Consider the following 17,501-nt stretch of genomic DNA (forward strand, 5'->3'; position numbering starts at 1 on the left):
GTTCCATCTCAATTCTTTCCTTAAATTGTAAAAGATCAATGTGATCGGCCTCAGGCCGACTTCTCCGTTTTGACCGGCAGAATGGCGAGCGCGGCGATCAGCGCCGCGACGGCGAACATGTGGAAGGCCGAACCATAGCTGTGCGTGCTGTCATAAACATGACCGATATAACGCAAAGCGCCGAGCGTCAGGGGAATCTGGATGAGCGCCATCAGCCCCATGACCGAACCGTAGGAAGCGACGCCGAAACGGATGGCGACGAATGCCGCCCAGAGGGGCGAGGACCCGCCCACCGCGGCTCCCACGACCAACGACGCCATCATCAGCACTTCGTAGCTGGGCTGGATCAGGAGAACGCCCAGAAATATCTCCGTCAATAGAGCGAGCGCGATCAGCAGCCAGCGCAGGTCGATGCGGTCGGCCAGCGCGCCGATGGCGAGCTTGCCGAGGATCGCCGACCCGGAAATCGCCGACACCAGCATGGCCGCGGCCGGCAGTGAAAATCCCCGATCCGTGCCATAGGCGACAAGCGAGGCGAGCAATGCCTGATCGATGCCGAACAGCAGGCCAATGGAAATTGCGATCAACCAGAAATCGCGCGTGCGGCAGAGCATCCGGGCCGTCCATCGCGGCGCTGTCTGGCTGCGGGGCCTTCCATGGGCTGCTGCCGCATCGTCAGGTTCCCGCATGAATAACAGGCCCAGGCCGCCAAGCAAAAGGCTGACGAGGAGGCCCAGCGTGATGAGGGCCGTACGCCAGCCGAACTGTTCGACCAGCGCGGCCATCAACGGCAGCACCAGGAACCCGCCGGCGGATGTGGCGACGGATACGACGCCGAGCGCCTTGCCCCGCCCTTTTTCGAACCAGCGGGACGTCAATGTCGAAGCGGTCAGGGGTCCCAGCATCGCCGTTCCGGTCGACAGCAGGAGCAGCGTCGCGGCCCCCATCGCCCAAAGCGATGTGGTCAGCGCGACGGTCAGCGCACCGGCCCCGAAGATCAACGCCCCCAATGCGATCACGAAACGGCTGGGAACCCGGTCGAGCATCCGCCCGATAAAGGGGGACGACACCGCCATGCCGACGAGGAGGAGCATCAGGCCGATATTCACATCGGCGCGGGGCAGGCCATATTCGGCAGCGATCGGCTTGACCAGCAAGGCGAAGCCATAGGAGGTGATGCCGATGACCAGCATCTGCGCCACAAACAGGATCGCGACGACGACCCAGCCATAATTGAGCGGCGAACGCATCGACGGCGTGGCAATTTCCTGAGCAGTGCTCATAGCTGGATCGGCTCCAGTGGTGAGGGTGGAGATGGGAGAGCAATCGCTCATTTATGCGACCTGTCGCGCGCGTTGAGCGCCGCCCCGAACGAGGCGGCCCGGCAGCAATCCTGTGGCGATGCCGTCCCGCTGGATCGGGACGCCGCTGACGATGGTCGCGCAATAGCCTTCCGCATCCTGCGTAATGCGCCGGCCGCCAGCGGGCAGATCGTGCTTCACGGTCGGCTTGGGCAGCCGGATGCGATCCAGGTCGATGACATTGAGGTCCGCCTTCATGCCCGGGGCGATGGTGCCGCGATCATGCAATCCCACGGCCAGCGCCGGGTCGCGGGTCAGGGCCTTCACCACCCACGGAAGCGGCAGGCGATTCTCCGCCCGGTCACGAACCCAATGGGTCAGCATGAAGGTCGGGAAGCTGGCGTCGCAGACCATGCCATAATGCGCCCCGCCATCGCCCAGGCCGACCACGGTGGCCTCGTCCAGCATCATCTCGCGAATGGGATCGAGCGTGCCCTGCCCATAATTGCCGATGGCGACATACAGCATGGCATGGCCGTCATCCTCCAGCAGCAGATCATAAGCCAGTTCCTGCGGGCTGACGCCCTGACGCCGCGCCCGCGACGCGACGCTGTCCTCCATGCGCGGCTCGTAATCGGGCGTGTCCGCCATCGGGAACATGCGTTCGAAATCGTTGCTCATGGCTTGCAGCGGGGTCATCCCCCCGGCCGGCGCCTCGGCCAGGATGCGGGCGCGGACGGCCGGATCGCGCAGCGCCGCGACGCGCGCCGCCAGATCCTGCGGAAGCTGCTTGTAGCTGGGCCGGTCCATGAACGGATTGGCCGAAAGATTGAGACCGACGATGATCCCGATGGGACGGGGAAAAACCTGCGCGCGGATCGAGCGACCCTCCGCATTGGCTTCGTGCACGATCGCCAGCGCCTCACGCCAGTCGTTGGGATTGGATGTGCCCTGCCCCAGGGTGAACATGGCCGTCCGGCCGGACGAGCCCATCACGCGGCGCAGCATGTGCAGTTCATCGGTCCAGCTCCCGTGCGGCACATCGAGGACGATCTGGAACGCGCCGCGATCCTCCCCCATCGCCGCGACCAGCAGGCGCAGTTCCTCCTCCGCCGCGTCGAAGCTGGGGATCATCTCGCCGTCGCAGGTGCGATGGATGAACTGGCGCGAGGTGGCAAAGCCGATGGCGCCCGCGTCCATCGCGCCGCGAACCAGCGTCTGCATCTTTTCCATGTCAACCGGAGTGGCGGATTCGCGCGCCGCCCCCCGTTCGCCCATGACATAGACGCGCAGGGCAGAGTGGGGCACATAGGCCGCAACGTCGATGTCGCGCCGGCGCCGGTCCAGCGCATCGAGATAATCGGGAAATGTCTCCCAATCCCATGGCAGCCCTTCGGTCATGACGACCTCCGGAATATCCTCGACGCCTTCCATCACCCCGATCAGCCGTTCCCGGTCCGACGCACGGCAGGGCGCGAAGCCGACGCCGCAATTGCCCAGGATGGCCGTGGTCACGCCATGCTGGGAAGACGGCACCAGCCTTTCCGACCAGATCGCCTGACCGTCATAATGGGTGTGCAGATCGATAAAGCCCGGCGTAACGATGCGGCCCGTCGCGTCGATTTCATCCCGGCCGCGCGCTGTCACCTTGCCGATTTCCACGATCCTGTCGCCGCTGATGGCGATGTCCGCCTCATAAGGCTCAGACCCGGTCCCGTCGCAGACGAGCCCTCCCCTGATGACGAGGTCAATCACGGACATATCCATCCTCTCCAGTTCGTTCGTTGCCGACAGATTGGCCCAAGTTCGTCGACGCGTCATCGTTCATTTGCATGGAACGCGCCGACCGGATCAATCTGGCAAGCCTGCGACATCCGCTATATGCGGATGCATGGACGCGATGCGAACCCTGAACAGTGGCGCATCGCATCCATGACCGGACCCTTTCCTCAAGCCCGCAGGCTTACCACTTGTACCGCTTGACTATCCCGCGGCGGCGCTCGGCCAGCTGTTCACGACGCTCGTCGGACGTGATCTTCTTGACCGCATCGGGCAACCGCTCGAACAGTTCGGAACGCTTGACCTGTTCGCATTGCGGCACCGGGCAGCTGTCCGCCAGCATCCAGCGGAAGGTGATGTAACCCTCGCTATGGCCCGAGGGATCGAGCCAGTTCGGCAGGCCCGGATCGTCATGGCTGACCACCAGGATCAGTTCGCCGTTATCCTCCAGCGTGGCATGATGGCAGTTGGTGCTGGAGAGGCGGTAGCGATAATCCATCGTTTCCCACCAGTAATTGCCGAACTCCACCGCCCAGTAATGCGACTTGGGCGGCGTCACGCGAACGATGAGCGCCTCGTCGGGCGGCAGCATCCAATAGGAGATCAGCGGCTCGCCGCCGGGCGTCGCGTCGATCTTGTTGTCGTCGAGCTGGCGGTAGGACAGGAAGCGGTTGGGCTGAACCTTCCACTTTTCGATCATGTCGGCCCAGTAAGTCACCGACCATTTCACCCAGTGCGACGCGCTCGCCAGCCCGTCCACCACTGTTTCGGGCGTCAGCTGCGGCGGCGCGCCGTCGCCGGTCAGCCGGTCGATGCGGGCCTCCATCGGCTCTTCCCCTTCCCAGTCGGCGAAGAATTGCCGGAAGGTGACCCGGAACGTGTCCGGCGTGGTCTTGATCCAATTGCCCGGCTGCGGGTCGGGGCTGAGGAAGAGTTCGAAATTGCCGTCCTCGTCCATCTCGATCTGGTCGCCGAACAACATGCCCGCGACGCCGCCGCCCCAGGGCGTGTTGCCCTTTTCGACGACCGTGACGCCGAAATAGCGCGACGTGCCCCGCTTGCCCGTCACCCGATAGGTGTCGGTCCCGTTGATCGGGCCGCCCACATAGAGGGCGTCGGTGTTGTCGCCACCCTGCTTGCGCAGCGGATCGAAATAATGAAGCAGTTCGGGATGGAGGGGATCGTTATTCTCCATCTCGAATTGCAGCGCCAGCCCGATGTTGCGCGACAGCAGGCGGAAAGCGGCGGCGCGATCGACGGGATTGTTCGCGGCGGTTTCCCGAAGGGCGATGTCGCCCGCCGATTTCAGGTCGTCGCAAAACTTGTCCCAGGCCTCGCGCAGATCTTTCTCATATTGTTGGCTCATCGGCTCACTCCTCGCTCGGCACGTTGAAATAATCCTGGTAGCGGGCGAACAGCTTTCGCGTGCTGTCCTGCCGGTCGACCGCATAATTGTGCGCGCCGAACTTGCCCTTGGGCTTATGGGACAGATAGTCTTCCACCGCCGCCCGCGCTTGCGGCGTGAAGGCAAAGCCGATCTTCGCATAAAGCGTTTCGAGCGCCGCGACCGGCTCCTCGATCAGGTCGGCATAGCGCGAGTTGGAGAGGCGGTCGGCGGGGATCGCGCCCGATTCCGTCCAGTCGATCATCTGGTCGAGACGCGCGGCCGTGCCTTCAGGCGAGAGCAATTCCTCGAACGCTTTGGCGTCGAAGGGCTTGTCGCTGCGCATCGAATAGATGGTGCCCATGAGGTTCGTCACCGATCCCTGCGCCTTCACCGGGTCGCGATGCGTCACGATGACGCGGGCGTCGGGGAAGACCTTGAACAGGACCGGCAGGAAGGACTGATGCTCGGGCGCCTTGAGCAGCCAGTGGCCGCGCGGGTTGCGCCACTGGAGCAGCTTGAGCAGCCGCTTGTAATAGCGGTAGGCCGGTTCCTGATCGGCGGCGAACAGCCAGTTGGTGTAGGTCGGCACCTGGAAGGTCGCCGCCAGATGCTGCGAGCGGAAGCTCAGGCGGAAGGCGACGCCGCACTCATTGGGAATCCACGCGCCCATTTCATGCATGGCCTGATAGGTCGGCGCGACCCGGCCCATCTGGGTGATGAGGTCGTGGGCGCGGGGGACGCGCGGGTCTTCGCGATAGCTGGCCGCCTCGGGCGGGGGACAGGGCAGCACGAATTCCCAATTGGCGGGCGCCATGAACTGGCTGTCCTGCGCCAGCAGTTCGAACAGGATCGAGGTACCCGAACGCGGCAGCCCAGTGACGAACACCGGCTGGTCGATCTGCTCATCCTCGATTTCGGGATGGGCCTTGAACAAGGCTTCGATCTTCAGGCGGGTTTCCAGGAACAGCAGCAGATCCTGACGCGTCCACAGACGGCCGAAGAGGTGCAGTTCGGCTTCCTCCTCGATGGCCTTCACCAGAATCTGGAACGGCTCGCGCCAGTCGTCCTCGCCGAAGTCGGAAAGGCCCGTGCGGCGCATCGCCGTCGCGATCAGCTCGTCCGCCTGCAACGGGGCCACGGCGTCGGCATCCCACGCCTTGGTCTCGTCAAGGAACGTCGCCAGCCACTCGGGCCGGGGCGGCGGTGTCCAGAAATTGCCTTCGGGTCGTTTATCGCTCATCGCATACTCGTCTTGTCATGGCGGTCCGCTGCATCGGATCGGCGCGGCTGCGGCTTCGACCATATAAGACGCTGGCGCCCGACTCTGAAACAGTGTTATCGGTCAATTGAAGCAGGGTTTTTGTTCACGGACAGTGCGCCGGAGCATTTTAATGAAGGACCGTATGACCATGCGGAAATCTGCCGCGGGGATACCGGCGACGGTGATCCTGCGCCTGTTGCGGACGGCCGCGCGCGTCGGCGCCAAGCCATCGGACATATTGGCCCGCGCCCGCGTGCCCTATTCGATGGCGGACCTGTCCAATGGCGCGGTGGCGAGCATCGCGCGGCAGCAGGGCGTGGCGATCTATCGGGAATGCATCGTTGCCATCGGCTGGCATTCGAGCCAGTTGGATCATAAGCCGCAAATGCATCCCGATGAATTCCGGCTGATGTGCTATTGCGTGATCGGTTGCCGGACATTCCGCGATGTCATCGATCGCCAGATAATGTTCTTCCGCACCCGCGCAGAGCGGATCGCGATCATGGAATTGCAAGAGGACGGCCCGATGGCCGTGGTGACAGTCGATACGCTGCGGCGGCGCAAGAGCTTCGGCGCTTTTCTGAGCGATCTGGCCGGCATGTCCATCTATTGCCGCCTGTACGCCTGGTTGCTGGGCATCGGCCCCCATGACTTCCGCGTCCAGTTGATGCACAGCGTCTCTTACGCGAATGAGGCGGTGGCTGATTTCTTCGTCGGCGATCTGACTTTCGACGGCACGGTGAACAATATTGCCTTTCCCCGAACATTGCTGGGAATGCCGGTGGTGCGCACGGCCGAAGAGTTGGACAGGTTGTTGCTGGACTTCCCATTCGAATTCATGTCCGCTTTGCCCATCGAAATGCCGTTCGGGGACAGGATCCGCAATATCTACAGCCTGTCCCTGGCGCGCGGCGTTGCTATACCCGGCTTGAGTGAGCTTTCCGAACTGATGGGCCAGAGCGTGAGCACTATCCGGCGCCGTCTCGCGGAGGACGATATTTCGATCCGTCTGCTCAAGGATGCTGCGCGGCGCGACGTGGCGATCCATCTGCTGCGTGATCGCCGCCGCTCGATCGACGATGTGGCGCTGACGACCGGATTCCGCGACATCCACAGTTTCCGGGAAGCGTTCCGCCGATGGACCGGCACCTCGCCCGCGCAGCACCGTCGCGCCCACCGGGCGGACATCATGCAAATGGACGTAGGATGACGGGAGCGCCCATGCCAGGATAGCGGAAATACAGCATGGAGAGAATGGCGAGATGACTATCCGAACGAGGCCCCTGCCCACCATCGGCCAAGAGGTTCTGGATCTGGACCTGGAAGCGGGCATCGACGATGCGACGGCGCGCAGCCTGGTCGATCTCTGGCGGGACGCGGGCGTGGTTCTCTTTCGCGGCATGGGCACATCGCCCGAAGCCCTGCTGGAACTGAGCCGCTGCTTGGGCGAATTGGAGCCGCATCCGATCGAAAGCATTCGGATGCCCGACTATCCCGAACTGATCCTCCTCACCAACAAGGGCGGGCTGCGGGGGCCGGTCTATGCCTATGACGGCGTCCCCACTTACGGGCGCATCCCATGGCATACCGACCTTGCCTTTTCGGACACGCCGAACGCGGGCGCGCTGCTCAACATGGTCGAAAAGGCCAGCGTCGGGGGCCGCACGGCATGGCTGGACACGGAAAAGGCCTATGCGGCGCTGGACGACGACCTCAAGCAGCGGATCGAGGGGCTTGAAGTGCGGTTCGAATTCCGCACCGATCTCAAAGACATGAAATATTGCAATCCCGGCGGCTCGCGCGTCGGTGAATCCGGCACCAACTTCCCCGATTATCCGCCGCATGCCCGCCCGCTCGTCTGGAAGCATCCCGTCACCGGCCGCACGATCATGAACGTCAGTCCGCTGAACCTTCGGAACATCGTCGGCATGGACGAAGCGGAAAGCGACGCGCTGCTGCAAAGGCTGATCGATGCCGTCATCCAGCCGCAATTCATCTACGAACATGCGTGGGAGGAAGGCGACGTCATCCTGTGGGACAATTATCGCATGATGCACAGCGCGATGGGCCATCCGGTTGACGTCATTCGCGTCGTTCACCGCACCACATTGCGGGGGACGGCGCAGGTGGGGAGAATCCTGGCACAGTAATGGCCGCGGCTTGAGGGCAATGGCGGCGACGTGATTTCTGTGGCTTCTGCGGGCAGGTTGCTTTAGCTGTCCGGCATCGCACCCAACATGCGGGGAGCCACAGCTTATGACGCTGAAGCGGATGGATAAGCGCGCGAATTCGTCATTCCCCAGGCTTCCCTTTCTCTTCCTGCTTGGCCCCTTCCTGCTTGCCGCATCGGCCCCCGGCGGCGGCGTGTTGACCATCGACGTGGGGAATGTGCGTATCGGCAAGGGCCGGGTGCATGTCGACATCTGCCCGGAAAGCCGGTTCCTGAAGGACGACTGCCCCTATTCGGCGGAGGCGCCGGCCAGGGTGGGCGCCACCCGCGTCACCCTGCCCTCCCTCCCCGCCGGGCGTTACGCCGCGCAGGCGTTTCTCGACGAGAATGGCAATGGCAAGGTGGATCGCGCCCTGTTCGGCATCCCCCGGGAAGGCGTCGGCTTTTCCAACGACGCCAAGATCGGATTCGGCCCGCCCAAATTCGCCGAAGCGGCATTCAGCCACGATGGCGGGGCGCAGACGATCCATTTCAATCTTCGCTATTTCCTGGGCGCCAAGGGACCGGCCGGCCAGTGAGGGCGGCGCGTTTTTCCCCTTCCGTGCTGGTCATGGCCAGCATCCGCCGGCCCTGGTTGACGCTTCTGCTGGGACTGATCGTCACCGCGCTGGCGCTGTTCGTCATGGCGGACCGGATCGCGATGACGACCGATACGGCGGCGCTGATCTCGCCCGAGGTCGGCTGGCGCTTGCAGGAACGGCGCATGGAAAGCGCCTTTCCGCAATTGCGCGACAATATGCTCATCGTCGTCGATGGCGAAACGCCGGAACTGGCGGAGGATGCGGCCGCTCGGCTTGCGGCGGGCCTCAGCGCGGACAAGGCGCATTTCCGGCTGGTCACGCGCCCTGACGGCGGCGATTTCTTCGCCCGCGAAGGCCTGCTGTTCGGATCGGTCGAGGATGTCCGCAACGCCACGACCGCGATGATCGACGCGCAGCCGATGCTGGGGCCGCTCGCCGCCGACCCGAGCCTGCGCGGCGTGACGACTGCCCTTTCGACCCTGCTGGACGGCGTCGAAGCGGGCGAAATTGCCTTGAGCCGCATCGACCGGCCGCTGACTGCGCTGAGCACGGCCATTGACGGCTCGCTGGCGGGCAGGAATCCGCATTTTTCGTGGCAAAAACTGTTCGCGGGCGAGGGCAAGGCGCCCAGTCCGCCGACAAGACGCCTGATCCTGACGCAACCCGTGCTCGACCATGGCGCGCTGATGCCGGGTGAAGCCGCCAGCGACGCCGTCGCCAAGGCCGCGAGAACACTCGCCATCGATGAAACGCATGGCGTCCGGCTCCGCCTGACCGGCGAGGTTGCGCTCGCCGATGAGGAATTTGCGACGCTTCAGGACAATATCGGGCTGGTCGCGCTGGTCATGCTGGGCGCAATGCTCCTGACCTTGTGGTTCGCCACCCGGTCGGTGCGGCTGGTCGCGGCGATCATGCTGACCATCGTCTCGGGCCTGATCGTCACCAGCGCCGTCGGACTGTTGGCCATCGGGCGGTTCAACCTGATTTCGGTGGCCTTCATTCCATTGTTCGTCGGGCTGGGGGTCGATTTCGGCATCCAGATCTGCGTGCGCTTCAATGCCGACAGGGCGGCGGGCGCGGCGCCCGATGCGGCCCTGCGCCAGACCGCCAATGCGCTGGGCGCGCCGCTGCTGCTGGCGGCAGGGGCCATTGTCCTGGGCTTCGGCGCCTTCCTGCCGACCGCCTATGTCGGCATTGCCGAACTGGGGGTGATCGCCGGATTGGGAATGATCGTGGCGCTGTTGTTCAGCCTGACGCTGCTGCCTGCGCTCATCCTGCTCCTGCGTCCCGGTAAGCCCCGGCGCGACGTCGGTTTCAGCGCGCTCGCCCCCATCGACCGCTTTCTGGAACGCAGGCGCCGCGCCATATTATGGGCCTTCGGCATCGCCATGGCGGCGGGCATTGCGCTGCTGCCTTGGGCCAAGTTCGATTTCAATCCGCTGAACCTGCGCGATCCCGATGCGCCCGCGATGCGCGCGCTCGGCGACTTGACACGCGATCCCGACCGGACCCCCAATGTGATCGACGTGCTGGCCGCCAATCCGAACGAGGCCCGTCAACTGACGCAGCGCCTGTCCGCCCTGCCGCAAGTGGCGCATATCGTCTCGCTCGACAGCTTCGTGCCGGAGAGGCAGGAGGCCAAGCTGGCGCTGATCCAGGACGCGTCGCTGTTGCTCGACCTGACGATCAACCCGTTCGATATTGCGCCGCCGCCGAGCGATGCGCAATTGCGAGACGCCATCGCGGGCACGGAAATGAAATTGCGCACGGCCATCGCCGAGCGTCCCGGCGCCGAAGGCAATGCGGCGCGCCATCTTGCGGCATCGCTCCACCGGCTGAACATGGCGTCGGCGGGAGAAAGATTTGCTGTCAATGCCATGCTGTCCCGCCCTCTGACCGTCATGCTCGATCAGATCAGGCAGGCCTTGCAGGCCGGCCCCATTACGCGGGAGACGCTTCCGCCCGATCTGGTCCGTGACTGGGTGACGCCTGCCGGCCTCACGCGGCTTCAGCTTTTCCCGAGCGGCAATGCCCATGACAATGCCGTCATCCGCCAGTTCCGCGATGCCGTCGCCACAGTCACGCCCGCCATATCGGGCCTGCCGGTCGCCACGCAGGCGGCGGCGGCGACTGTAGCGGGCGCCTTCGTGCAGGCGGGCATAATGGCCTTCCTGCTGGTCAGCATCCTGCTGTTCCTCGTCCTGCGCGACGTGAAGGAGGTGGCCTTCACCCTGGCCCCCGTCATCCTCTCCATTTTCCTGACGCTGGGCAGTTGCGTCCTCATCGGCCAACCGATCAATTTCGCCAATATCATCGCCTTCCCCCTGCTGTTCGGCGTGGGCGTGGCGTTCCATATCTATTTCGTCATGGCATGGCGCAGCGGCGCGACCGGCCTGCTGCAATCCAGCCTGGCGCGGGCGGTGATGTTCAGCGCCTTCGCCACCGGCACCGCTTTCGGCAGCCTGTGGCTGTCCCATCACCCCGGAACCGCCAGCATGGGCAAGATCCTGATGATCTCGCTCATCTGGACGCTAATCTGCGCCCTGATCTTCGAACCGGCGCTGCTCGGGCCGCCCCGCAAGGGGAAACAGGGCTAATTCGCGGCAGGATCGGTCATGGGGTCCTGCAATTCCGGGGCATCGGACGGCGCGGGATCGGTCAATGACTCGTTCAGTTCCGGCAGATCGCCGGTTTTCTTCCGCCCGTGCCCGCCCCTCACCTCCTCGATTTCCGCCGCGCGATTTTGCAGATAAACGGATCGCAGCGTTGCATAAGGGTCGACCGCATCCCCGAACAGAGCGCGCAATTCCGGGTCCGCTTCGGCCCGCATGTCGAGACCGCCGACCAGCCCGGTCGAAAGCTGATATTGCCAGGTCGAAAACGGCCTGCCGACGGCCAGCGGCAACAGTCCGTCGTCGGCAGGCTTGCCGAGCACATCGCGAAGCGTCGTCGGACCGATGAGGGGCAAAAACAGATAAGGCCCCGCCTTCACGCCATAAAGGGCCAAAGTGGTGCCAAAACCATTGGCCCGGTGCGGCAGGTTGAAATCCTTCCGTTTGGCGATATCGAACAATCCGGCGATCCCCAGCGTCGAATTGACGATGAACCGCGCGAATGTCTGTGCCGCTTTGTCCGGTTTGCCCTGCAACAGGAAATTCACGAAGATAAAGGGTTCGCTCAGGTTGCTGATCGCATTGCGCGCGCCCGACCGGAGCGGCTTTGGCACCAGCTTTTTGTAACCCATCGCGGCCGGTCGCAATATCGCCTTGTCCATCGCCTGATGGATGTCGAACATCGCGCGATTGAAACCCTGGAGCGGGTCTTTTTCGACCCTGATCTCATCGCCGCCTATGGCCTCCGCCGTGCCCCTGGAGGCTGAAGGGGCGATGACGGGCACGGGCTGCGGTGCAGGCGGAACGACGATGACGTCCCGGCTTTCCACCGTCACCACCGGCAGAGGCGTTTCGACCTGCGCCGCCATCAGCGCCGCCGGGGCGATCAACGGAAGGATCAAAATTTCTCGCCCTTGGCCGCTATCGCATCCATATGCGCCGCCAGCGCCGCCGCGCCGCCCTTTTGCAGCACCGCCGCGAAGTCGGATCGGCGCGTCGCGATCTGGCTGATCGAATTGCGATAGAAGACATCGATGATCTTCCACGCGCTCCCGCTCTGCCTCAGGCGATAGCTGATGGCGACCGGCGCCTGCCGGGGCACGTTCAGCGTCGTGCGCACCAGCCTGTCGCCGCCACGCTGCTGCACTTGCGGGTCTATGGTGAAGCTTTCGCCCGACCAGCTGTCGAAATTGCGCGCATATTGGGCAATCGTCATGCGCCGGAAGCTACGCAGCAGCGCCTGTTGGTCTGCGCCGCCCAGCTTCGCCCAAGCCGGCCCCACCGCCAGCCGCGTCATCAACGGCAGGTCGAACGCCCGGTCCAGCGCCGAGGTCAGCGCCGCAGTGCGCGCCTGCATCGTGCCGCCGGCTTTCATCGCCCGGATCAGATCGTCGTCGAGCTGCTGGACGGTCGTGCGCGCCGGATCGGCGGTCTGCGCGACCGCGGCCACGGGGGCGAGCGACACCAGCAGGCTGAGCGTTAAAATCGGATGGCGCATGCATGAACTCCGTCAATGGCGGCTCGCGATCGCTTCTGTGCCGAACGTGGTGCACCATCCCCCGCCGATATGGCAAGAACCAGCTGCATGGACTCCCCAGTCCTTTCCTTTTTGTAATGATCCCGCCCCTTTCCCCGACAATAGTAAATCGGTATCAAGATTTGCGATGCCAGTCCCATAAGGGAGATGTCGGTGGTGACGGATAATCCGAATTCCAGCCCGGGCGGACCGTTGCGGATCGTGCTTGCCAACCCGCGCGGCTTTTGCGCCGGCGTTACCCGCGCCATCGAAATCGTCGAACGCGCGCTCGAACGGTTCGGCCCCCCCGTCTATGTGCGGCATGAAATCGTCCATAACAAGCATGTGGTCGACCAGTTGAAGGCCAAGGGCGCGGTGTTCGTGGACGAACTGTCCGAAATTCCCGCCGGCGCCATGACGATCTTCAGCGCGCATGGCGTCCCCCGATCGGTCGAGGAAGAGGCGCGGGAACGCAATCTGCCGACCATCGACGCCACCTGCCCGCTCGTGACCAAGGTGCATTTTCAGGGTCGACATTATGCCAAGGCGGGGCGGACGCTGATCCTGATCGGCCATCCCGGCCATGCCGAAGTGGTCGGCACCATCGGCCAGATCGACGCGCCGATCCATCTCGTCTCGACGCCGGAGGATGTGCGGGCGCTGCCCCTCGCCGCGCATGCCCCGGTGGCTTATGTTACGCAGACGACGCTCAGCGTTGACGATACCCGCAGCGTGATCGCCGCGCTGCATGAGCGCTTCGTCGATGTCGCCGGGCCGGAGGTCAATGATATCTGCTATGCCACGCAAAACCGGCAGACGGCGGTGCGGGAACTGGCCTCGATCAGTGACCTGCTGCTGGTCGTGGGCGCGCGCAACAGCTCCAATTCCATGCGGCTGCGGGAAATCGGCGCGGAAATGGGCGTGGAAAGCCATCTGATCGACGATGGCAGCGCCATCGACCCGCAATGGCTGGACGATGTGCACACGGTGGGTATCACCGCCGGCGCCTCCGCGCCCGACGATCTGATCGACAGCGTGATCGCGGCGCTGCGCCGTCTTCGGCCCGTCACCGTGTCCGAACTGGATGGCGTGAAGGAGACCATCCAGTTCCGTCTGCCCTCCGCTCTGCGTCATCCGGTTGCCCCAGTGGCACCGGCTGCCGAGTAGGACGCGCCATGGGCCTGCCTGTGTCTCCATTGGCGCGGATCGCCGCCTACACGCTGAAACAGCATATCAGGGGCGGGAAATATCCACTCGTCCTGATGCTGGAGCCGTTGTTCCGCTGCAATCTTGCCTGCCCCGGTTGCGGCAAGATCGATTATCCCGACGCCATCCTCAACCAGCGCCTCAGCTATGACCAGTGCATGGCAGCGATCGAGGAATGCGGCGCGCCCGCCGTGTCCATCGCCGGGGGCGAGCCGCTTTTGCATCGGGACATGCCCCGGATCGTGCGGGGCTTCCTGGAACGGAAGAAGCTGGTCATCCTGTGCACCAACGCCCTGCTGCTCAAGAAGAAGATCGACGATTACCGGCCCTCGCCTTTCTTCACCTGGTCGATCCATCTGGACGGCGACCGGCAGATGCATGACGAAGCCGTGGATCTGGAAGGCACTTATGACGTGGCGGTGGAGGCCATCCATCTCGCCAAGGCGAAGGGCTTTCGCGTGCAGGTGAACTGCACCGTGTTCGACGGCGCGGACCCGGCGCGGCTGGCGGCCTTTTTCGACAGGATGGAGGCGCTGGGCGTCGAGATCACCGTCTCCCCCGGCTATGCTTATGAACGCGCGGCGGATCAGGATCATTTCCTCAACCGCGAGCGCACCAAGCAATTTTTCCGCGACGTCTTCAAGCGGGGCAAGGGCGGCAAGGCGTGGACCTTCACCAATTCCCCGCTATTCCTGGATTTCCTGGCGGGCAACCAAAGCTATGAATGCACGCCCTGGTCGATGCCGCTGCGCACGGTCTTCGGTTGGCAGAAGCCCTGCTATCTGCTGGGCGAAGGCTATGTCGACAGTTTCAGCGAGTTGATGGAAGGTACCGATTGGGAGCAATATGGCGTCGGCAAATATGAAAAATGCGCCAATTGCATGACCCATTGCGGCTTTGAAGGCACCGCCGCCACCGATGCCATTCGTCATCCGCTGAAAATGCTGTCCGTGGCGCGCAAGGGCGTGCGGGTGGAGGGAGCCATGGCGCCCGACATCGACCTGTCCCGGCAAAGACCGGCCGAACAAGTCTATTCTTCCCATGTCGAACGGGAACTGGCGAAGATAGAGGCCGCCGATCCCGGAGCGGCCAAGCATGTGGCGGGTCGACGTTAAAGAGAATCGACCGCCGGCTCCGCGCGCATGAGCATGTCGAAAGCCCGCGACAGGCTGCGCAGTGCCCGATCCGCCTGCCGCCCGGTGCGGATCATTGCCCCCAACTGGCCGGGCCGTCGCGCCAGCGAAAGCAGCACGGCGCCAAGGGCCAGCCCGCCATCGGGCCGCATCCCGACCAGAGCGGCGGGAGGCAGGTCATCGTCAGCACAATCGGCAATGGCGCGGATCGCCAGAAAGGGAAGCTGTCTGCGGACCGCCACCCGCCTTGCGACATGGCTTTCCATATCGGCCGCGACGGCGTGACGGCTTTCGGCCAGTGCCCGCTTGGCTTGCGCCGTGGCAAGGATGGCGTCGCTTCCCGCGATCCCGCCGTAAGTGGCATGCGGCAATATTCGCCTGACCCGGTCGACCAGCGCCGCATCGCCATCCACGACCAGATCCCCCGACCGCAGCGACGGCGCCAGCGCGCCCGCTATGCCGCAGGACAGGATGATCGCGGGAAAGGCTTCGGCCCGTTCGTTCAGTTCCCGCTCCAGCCGCGCGCTATCCCCGCCGCCCGCCACGACGAACAGGTCGCGGCCCGGCCGGTCGAGCAGCCGCGCCTCCCGCTTCAGCCCGCAAGCGACGATCAGCATCACATGCCGACCGTAATGCGCCGCGGGTTGGAGCGCTTGAGATTGCGGTAGCGGGCCATCGCCCAGAGCGGAAAATATTTGGGATAGCCATGGTAGCGCAGGTAGAAAACGCGCGGAAAACCGCCGCCGGTATAGTGTTCCTGCCCCCACAGGCCATCGGCCTCCTGACGGTCGGCCAGCCAGGCGGCGCCGCGCTCCACGGCGTCGCTGTCCACCTCTCCCGCGGCCATCAGCCCCAGCATCGCCCAGGCCGTCTGCGAGGCTGTGGAGGGTGCCGGGGCATGGCCACTCCGGTCCAGCGCATAGCTGGCGCAATCCTCGCCCCAGCCGCCATCCTCATTCTGGATCCGCTTCAGCCAGCCGACCGCCTGCGCCACCGCCGGATCGCTGGCGTCCAGCCCCGCCGCGTTGAAAGCGCAAAGCACGGACCATGTGCCGTAAATATGGTTGACGCCCCAGCGGCCGAACCAGCTGCCTTCCGGTTCCTGTTCCCGGCGCAGATAGTCGATGGCCGCGGCCATGCGGGGACTGTCCAGCGGCTCGCCCAGTTGCGCCAGCATCGAAACACAGCGCGCCGACACATCGGCTGTCGGCGGGTCGAGCAGCGCGCCATGATCGGCAAAGGGCAGGTTGTTGAGATAATCATAGGCATTGTCGGCATCGAACGCACCCCAACCGCCATTTTTCGACTGAAGGCCCACCGTCCATTCGACGCCCCGGTCGATCGGCCCGCGATCCGCGACCTGCGCGCGATCCATCGCCATGACCACGACCGCCGTGTCGTCCAGATCGGGATAATGGTGGTTATTATACTGGAACGCCCACCCGCCGGGCCGCACGCCGGGCCGTTCCTCCGCCCAGTCGCCTTCCACATCCAGTATCTGGCGCAGCGTCAGCCAATCGAGCGCCGCCTCCGCCCGCGCCTCATTCGCCTCTCCGCCCGCTTCCATCATGGCATGGGCCGCAAGGGCGGTGTCCCACACCGGCGAAACGCAGGGCTGGCAATAGGCCTCCTCCTCATGGATCACGAGGAGATTTTCGACCGACTGACGGGCGATGGCGCGCTGCGGATGATCCGGCGCATAGCCCAGCAGGTCGAACATCATCACGCTGTTCGCCATGGCGGGATAGATGGCGCCCAGCCCATCTTCACCGTTCAGCCGCTCCGTCACCCAGGCCTTGCATGCCTCGATCGCGCGCTGGCGCAGCTTGCGGGGCCACAGGCCATCGACCCCCTTCAATAGCCTGTCCAGACCGTTGAAACCAAGCGTCCACAGCCATTTAGGGTCAGCCGCCTGCGTCTTTCGGTGGGCGGGCCTGCCGGTATAAAGCTCGTCGACCTTGATCCCCTTGGCGTTCCGAGCCACCGGCTTCAGCGCGCACAGCACCAGCAGCGGTACGACCACGGTCCGCGCCCAATAGGACATTTTGGACAGGTGGATCGGGAACCAGCGCGGCAGCAGGATGATCTCCGGCGGCATGGTCGGCACGGCGGACCATGGGCCGGCGTCGAACAGCGCGAGTTGGATGCGGGTAAAGACATTGGCCGCCTCCGCCCCGCCCGCCTGCAATATGGCGGCCCGGGCGCGGACCATATGACGCGCATCGACATCGTCGCCGATCATCTTGAGCGCATAATAGGCCTTGATGCTGGCGCTGACGTCGAAGGCCCCGGCATGGAACAGGCCCCAACCATGATGATCGGCGGACTGGATGCGGCGCAGATAGCGGCCGATCTTCGCCTCCAGCACGCTGTCGACCGGCTCGCCCAGATAATGGCGCAGCAGCACATATTCGGCCGGAATGGTACAGTCCGCCTCCAGTTCGAAGACCCAATGCCCGTCCGGCCGCTGCGCCTGGGCAAGGGCCGCCGCGGCGCGGTCCACCGCCGCGTCGATAGCCGCGAGAAGCGTGCTGGAAACGGGGAGCGTCGCCATG

At 64.4% G+C, this 17,501-nt stretch carries 14 protein-coding genes; 6 read left to right on the plus strand and 8 right to left on the minus strand.

Annotation, left to right across the window (positions count from 1 at the left end):
• Positions 1–50: 50 nt before the first annotated feature.
• The 4 genes from F7P65_RS16830 to F7P65_RS16845 all read right to left on the minus strand — a co-directional run bounded on the left by F7P65_RS16830 (position 51) and on the right by F7P65_RS16845 (position 5,707).
• Positions 51–1,283 carry an MFS transporter gene (locus F7P65_RS16830; RefSeq protein ID WP_162854682.1) on the minus strand — a complete coding sequence of 411 codons (1,233 nt, stop codon included), beginning with the start codon at positions 1,281–1,283 and terminating at the stop codon, positions 51–53.
• Positions 1,284–1,334: 51 nt separating this feature from the next.
• Positions 1,335–3,062 carry an N-acyl-D-amino-acid deacylase family protein gene (locus F7P65_RS16835; RefSeq protein WP_150293708.1) on the minus strand — a complete coding sequence of 576 codons (1,728 nt, stop codon included), beginning with the start codon at positions 3,060–3,062 and terminating at the stop codon, positions 1,335–1,337.
• A 202-nt stretch (positions 3,063–3,264) separates the two neighbouring features.
• Complete coding sequence (locus F7P65_RS16840; protein WP_150293710.1) at positions 3,265–4,446, minus strand: DUF1214 domain-containing protein; 1,182 nt, start codon at positions 4,444–4,446, stop codon at positions 3,265–3,267.
• Between the two features lie 4 nt (positions 4,447–4,450).
• Positions 4,451–5,707: a sulfotransferase family protein gene (locus F7P65_RS16845; RefSeq protein ID WP_150293712.1), complete on the minus strand. Its 1,257-nt coding sequence runs from the start codon at positions 5,705–5,707 to the stop codon at positions 4,451–4,453.
• Between the two features lie 169 nt (positions 5,708–5,876).
• Between F7P65_RS16845 and F7P65_RS16850 the strand changes: the two genes are divergently transcribed.
• From F7P65_RS16850 to F7P65_RS16865, 4 genes are all read left to right on the plus strand, one after another.
• Positions 5,877–6,938 carry a helix-turn-helix domain-containing protein gene (locus tag F7P65_RS16850; RefSeq protein WP_162854683.1) on the plus strand — a complete coding sequence of 354 codons (1,062 nt, stop codon included), beginning with the start codon at positions 5,877–5,879 and terminating at the stop codon, positions 6,936–6,938.
• Between the two features lie 52 nt (positions 6,939–6,990).
• A complete protein-coding gene (locus F7P65_RS16855; protein ID WP_150293716.1) occupies positions 6,991–7,878 on the plus strand; it encodes a TauD/TfdA dioxygenase family protein in 888 nt (295 codons plus the stop codon).
• A 106-nt stretch (positions 7,879–7,984) separates the two neighbouring features.
• Positions 7,985–8,476, plus strand: coding sequence for a DUF2141 domain-containing protein (locus F7P65_RS16860; RefSeq protein WP_240334351.1), 492 nt, complete (start codon positions 7,985–7,987; stop codon positions 8,474–8,476).
• 32 nt (positions 8,477–8,508) lie between these two features.
• Positions 8,509–11,076: an MMPL family transporter gene (locus F7P65_RS16865; protein ID WP_150293720.1), complete on the plus strand. Its 2,568-nt coding sequence runs from the start codon at positions 8,509–8,511 to the stop codon at positions 11,074–11,076.
• Here F7P65_RS16865 and F7P65_RS16870 read toward each other — a convergent pair.
• Positions 11,073–11,993, minus strand: a complete 921-nt coding sequence (locus F7P65_RS16870) for an MlaA family lipoprotein (RefSeq protein ID WP_150293721.1) — start codon at positions 11,991–11,993, stop codon at positions 11,073–11,075. The two genes, F7P65_RS16865 and F7P65_RS16870, sit on opposite strands and share 4 nt — an antisense overlap.
• Positions 11,990–12,589: an ABC transporter substrate-binding protein gene (locus tag F7P65_RS16875; protein WP_150293724.1), complete on the minus strand. Its 600-nt coding sequence runs from the start codon at positions 12,587–12,589 to the stop codon at positions 11,990–11,992. The genes F7P65_RS16870 and F7P65_RS16875 overlap by 4 nt, the downstream gene beginning before the upstream one ends.
• Before the next feature lie 186 nt (positions 12,590–12,775).
• Here F7P65_RS16875 and ispH point away from each other — a divergent pair, with 186 nt between their 5' ends.
• The gene (gene ispH, locus F7P65_RS16880; RefSeq protein ID WP_150293725.1) at positions 12,776–13,774 is read left to right on the plus strand and encodes a 4-hydroxy-3-methylbut-2-enyl diphosphate reductase; all 999 of its coding nucleotides are present in this window, start codon (positions 12,776–12,778) and stop codon (positions 13,772–13,774) included.
• Positions 13,775–13,782: 8 nt separating this feature from the next.
• A complete protein-coding gene (gene hpnH, locus F7P65_RS16885; protein WP_150293727.1) occupies positions 13,783–14,928 on the plus strand; it encodes an adenosyl-hopene transferase HpnH in 1,146 nt (381 codons plus the stop codon).
• Here hpnH and F7P65_RS16890 read toward each other — a convergent pair.
• Both F7P65_RS16890 and shc read right to left on the minus strand, forming a co-directional pair.
• On the minus strand, positions 14,925–15,563 hold the full coding sequence (locus F7P65_RS16890) for a phosphorylase family protein (RefSeq protein WP_240334352.1): 639 nt from the start codon (positions 15,561–15,563) through the stop codon (positions 14,925–14,927). The two genes, hpnH and F7P65_RS16890, sit on opposite strands and share 4 nt — an antisense overlap.
• Positions 15,563–17,500 carry a squalene--hopene cyclase gene (gene shc, locus F7P65_RS16895; RefSeq protein WP_150293731.1) on the minus strand — a complete coding sequence of 646 codons (1,938 nt, stop codon included), beginning with the start codon at positions 17,498–17,500 and terminating at the stop codon, positions 15,563–15,565. The genes F7P65_RS16890 and shc overlap by 1 nt, the downstream gene beginning before the upstream one ends.
• Position 17,501 lies beyond the last annotated feature (1 nt).

It is taken from the genome of Sphingobium estronivorans, from assembly GCF_008692605.1.
In the GTDB taxonomy this organism is placed as follows: domain Bacteria; phylum Pseudomonadota; class Alphaproteobacteria; order Sphingomonadales; family Sphingomonadaceae; genus Sphingobium; species Sphingobium estronivorans.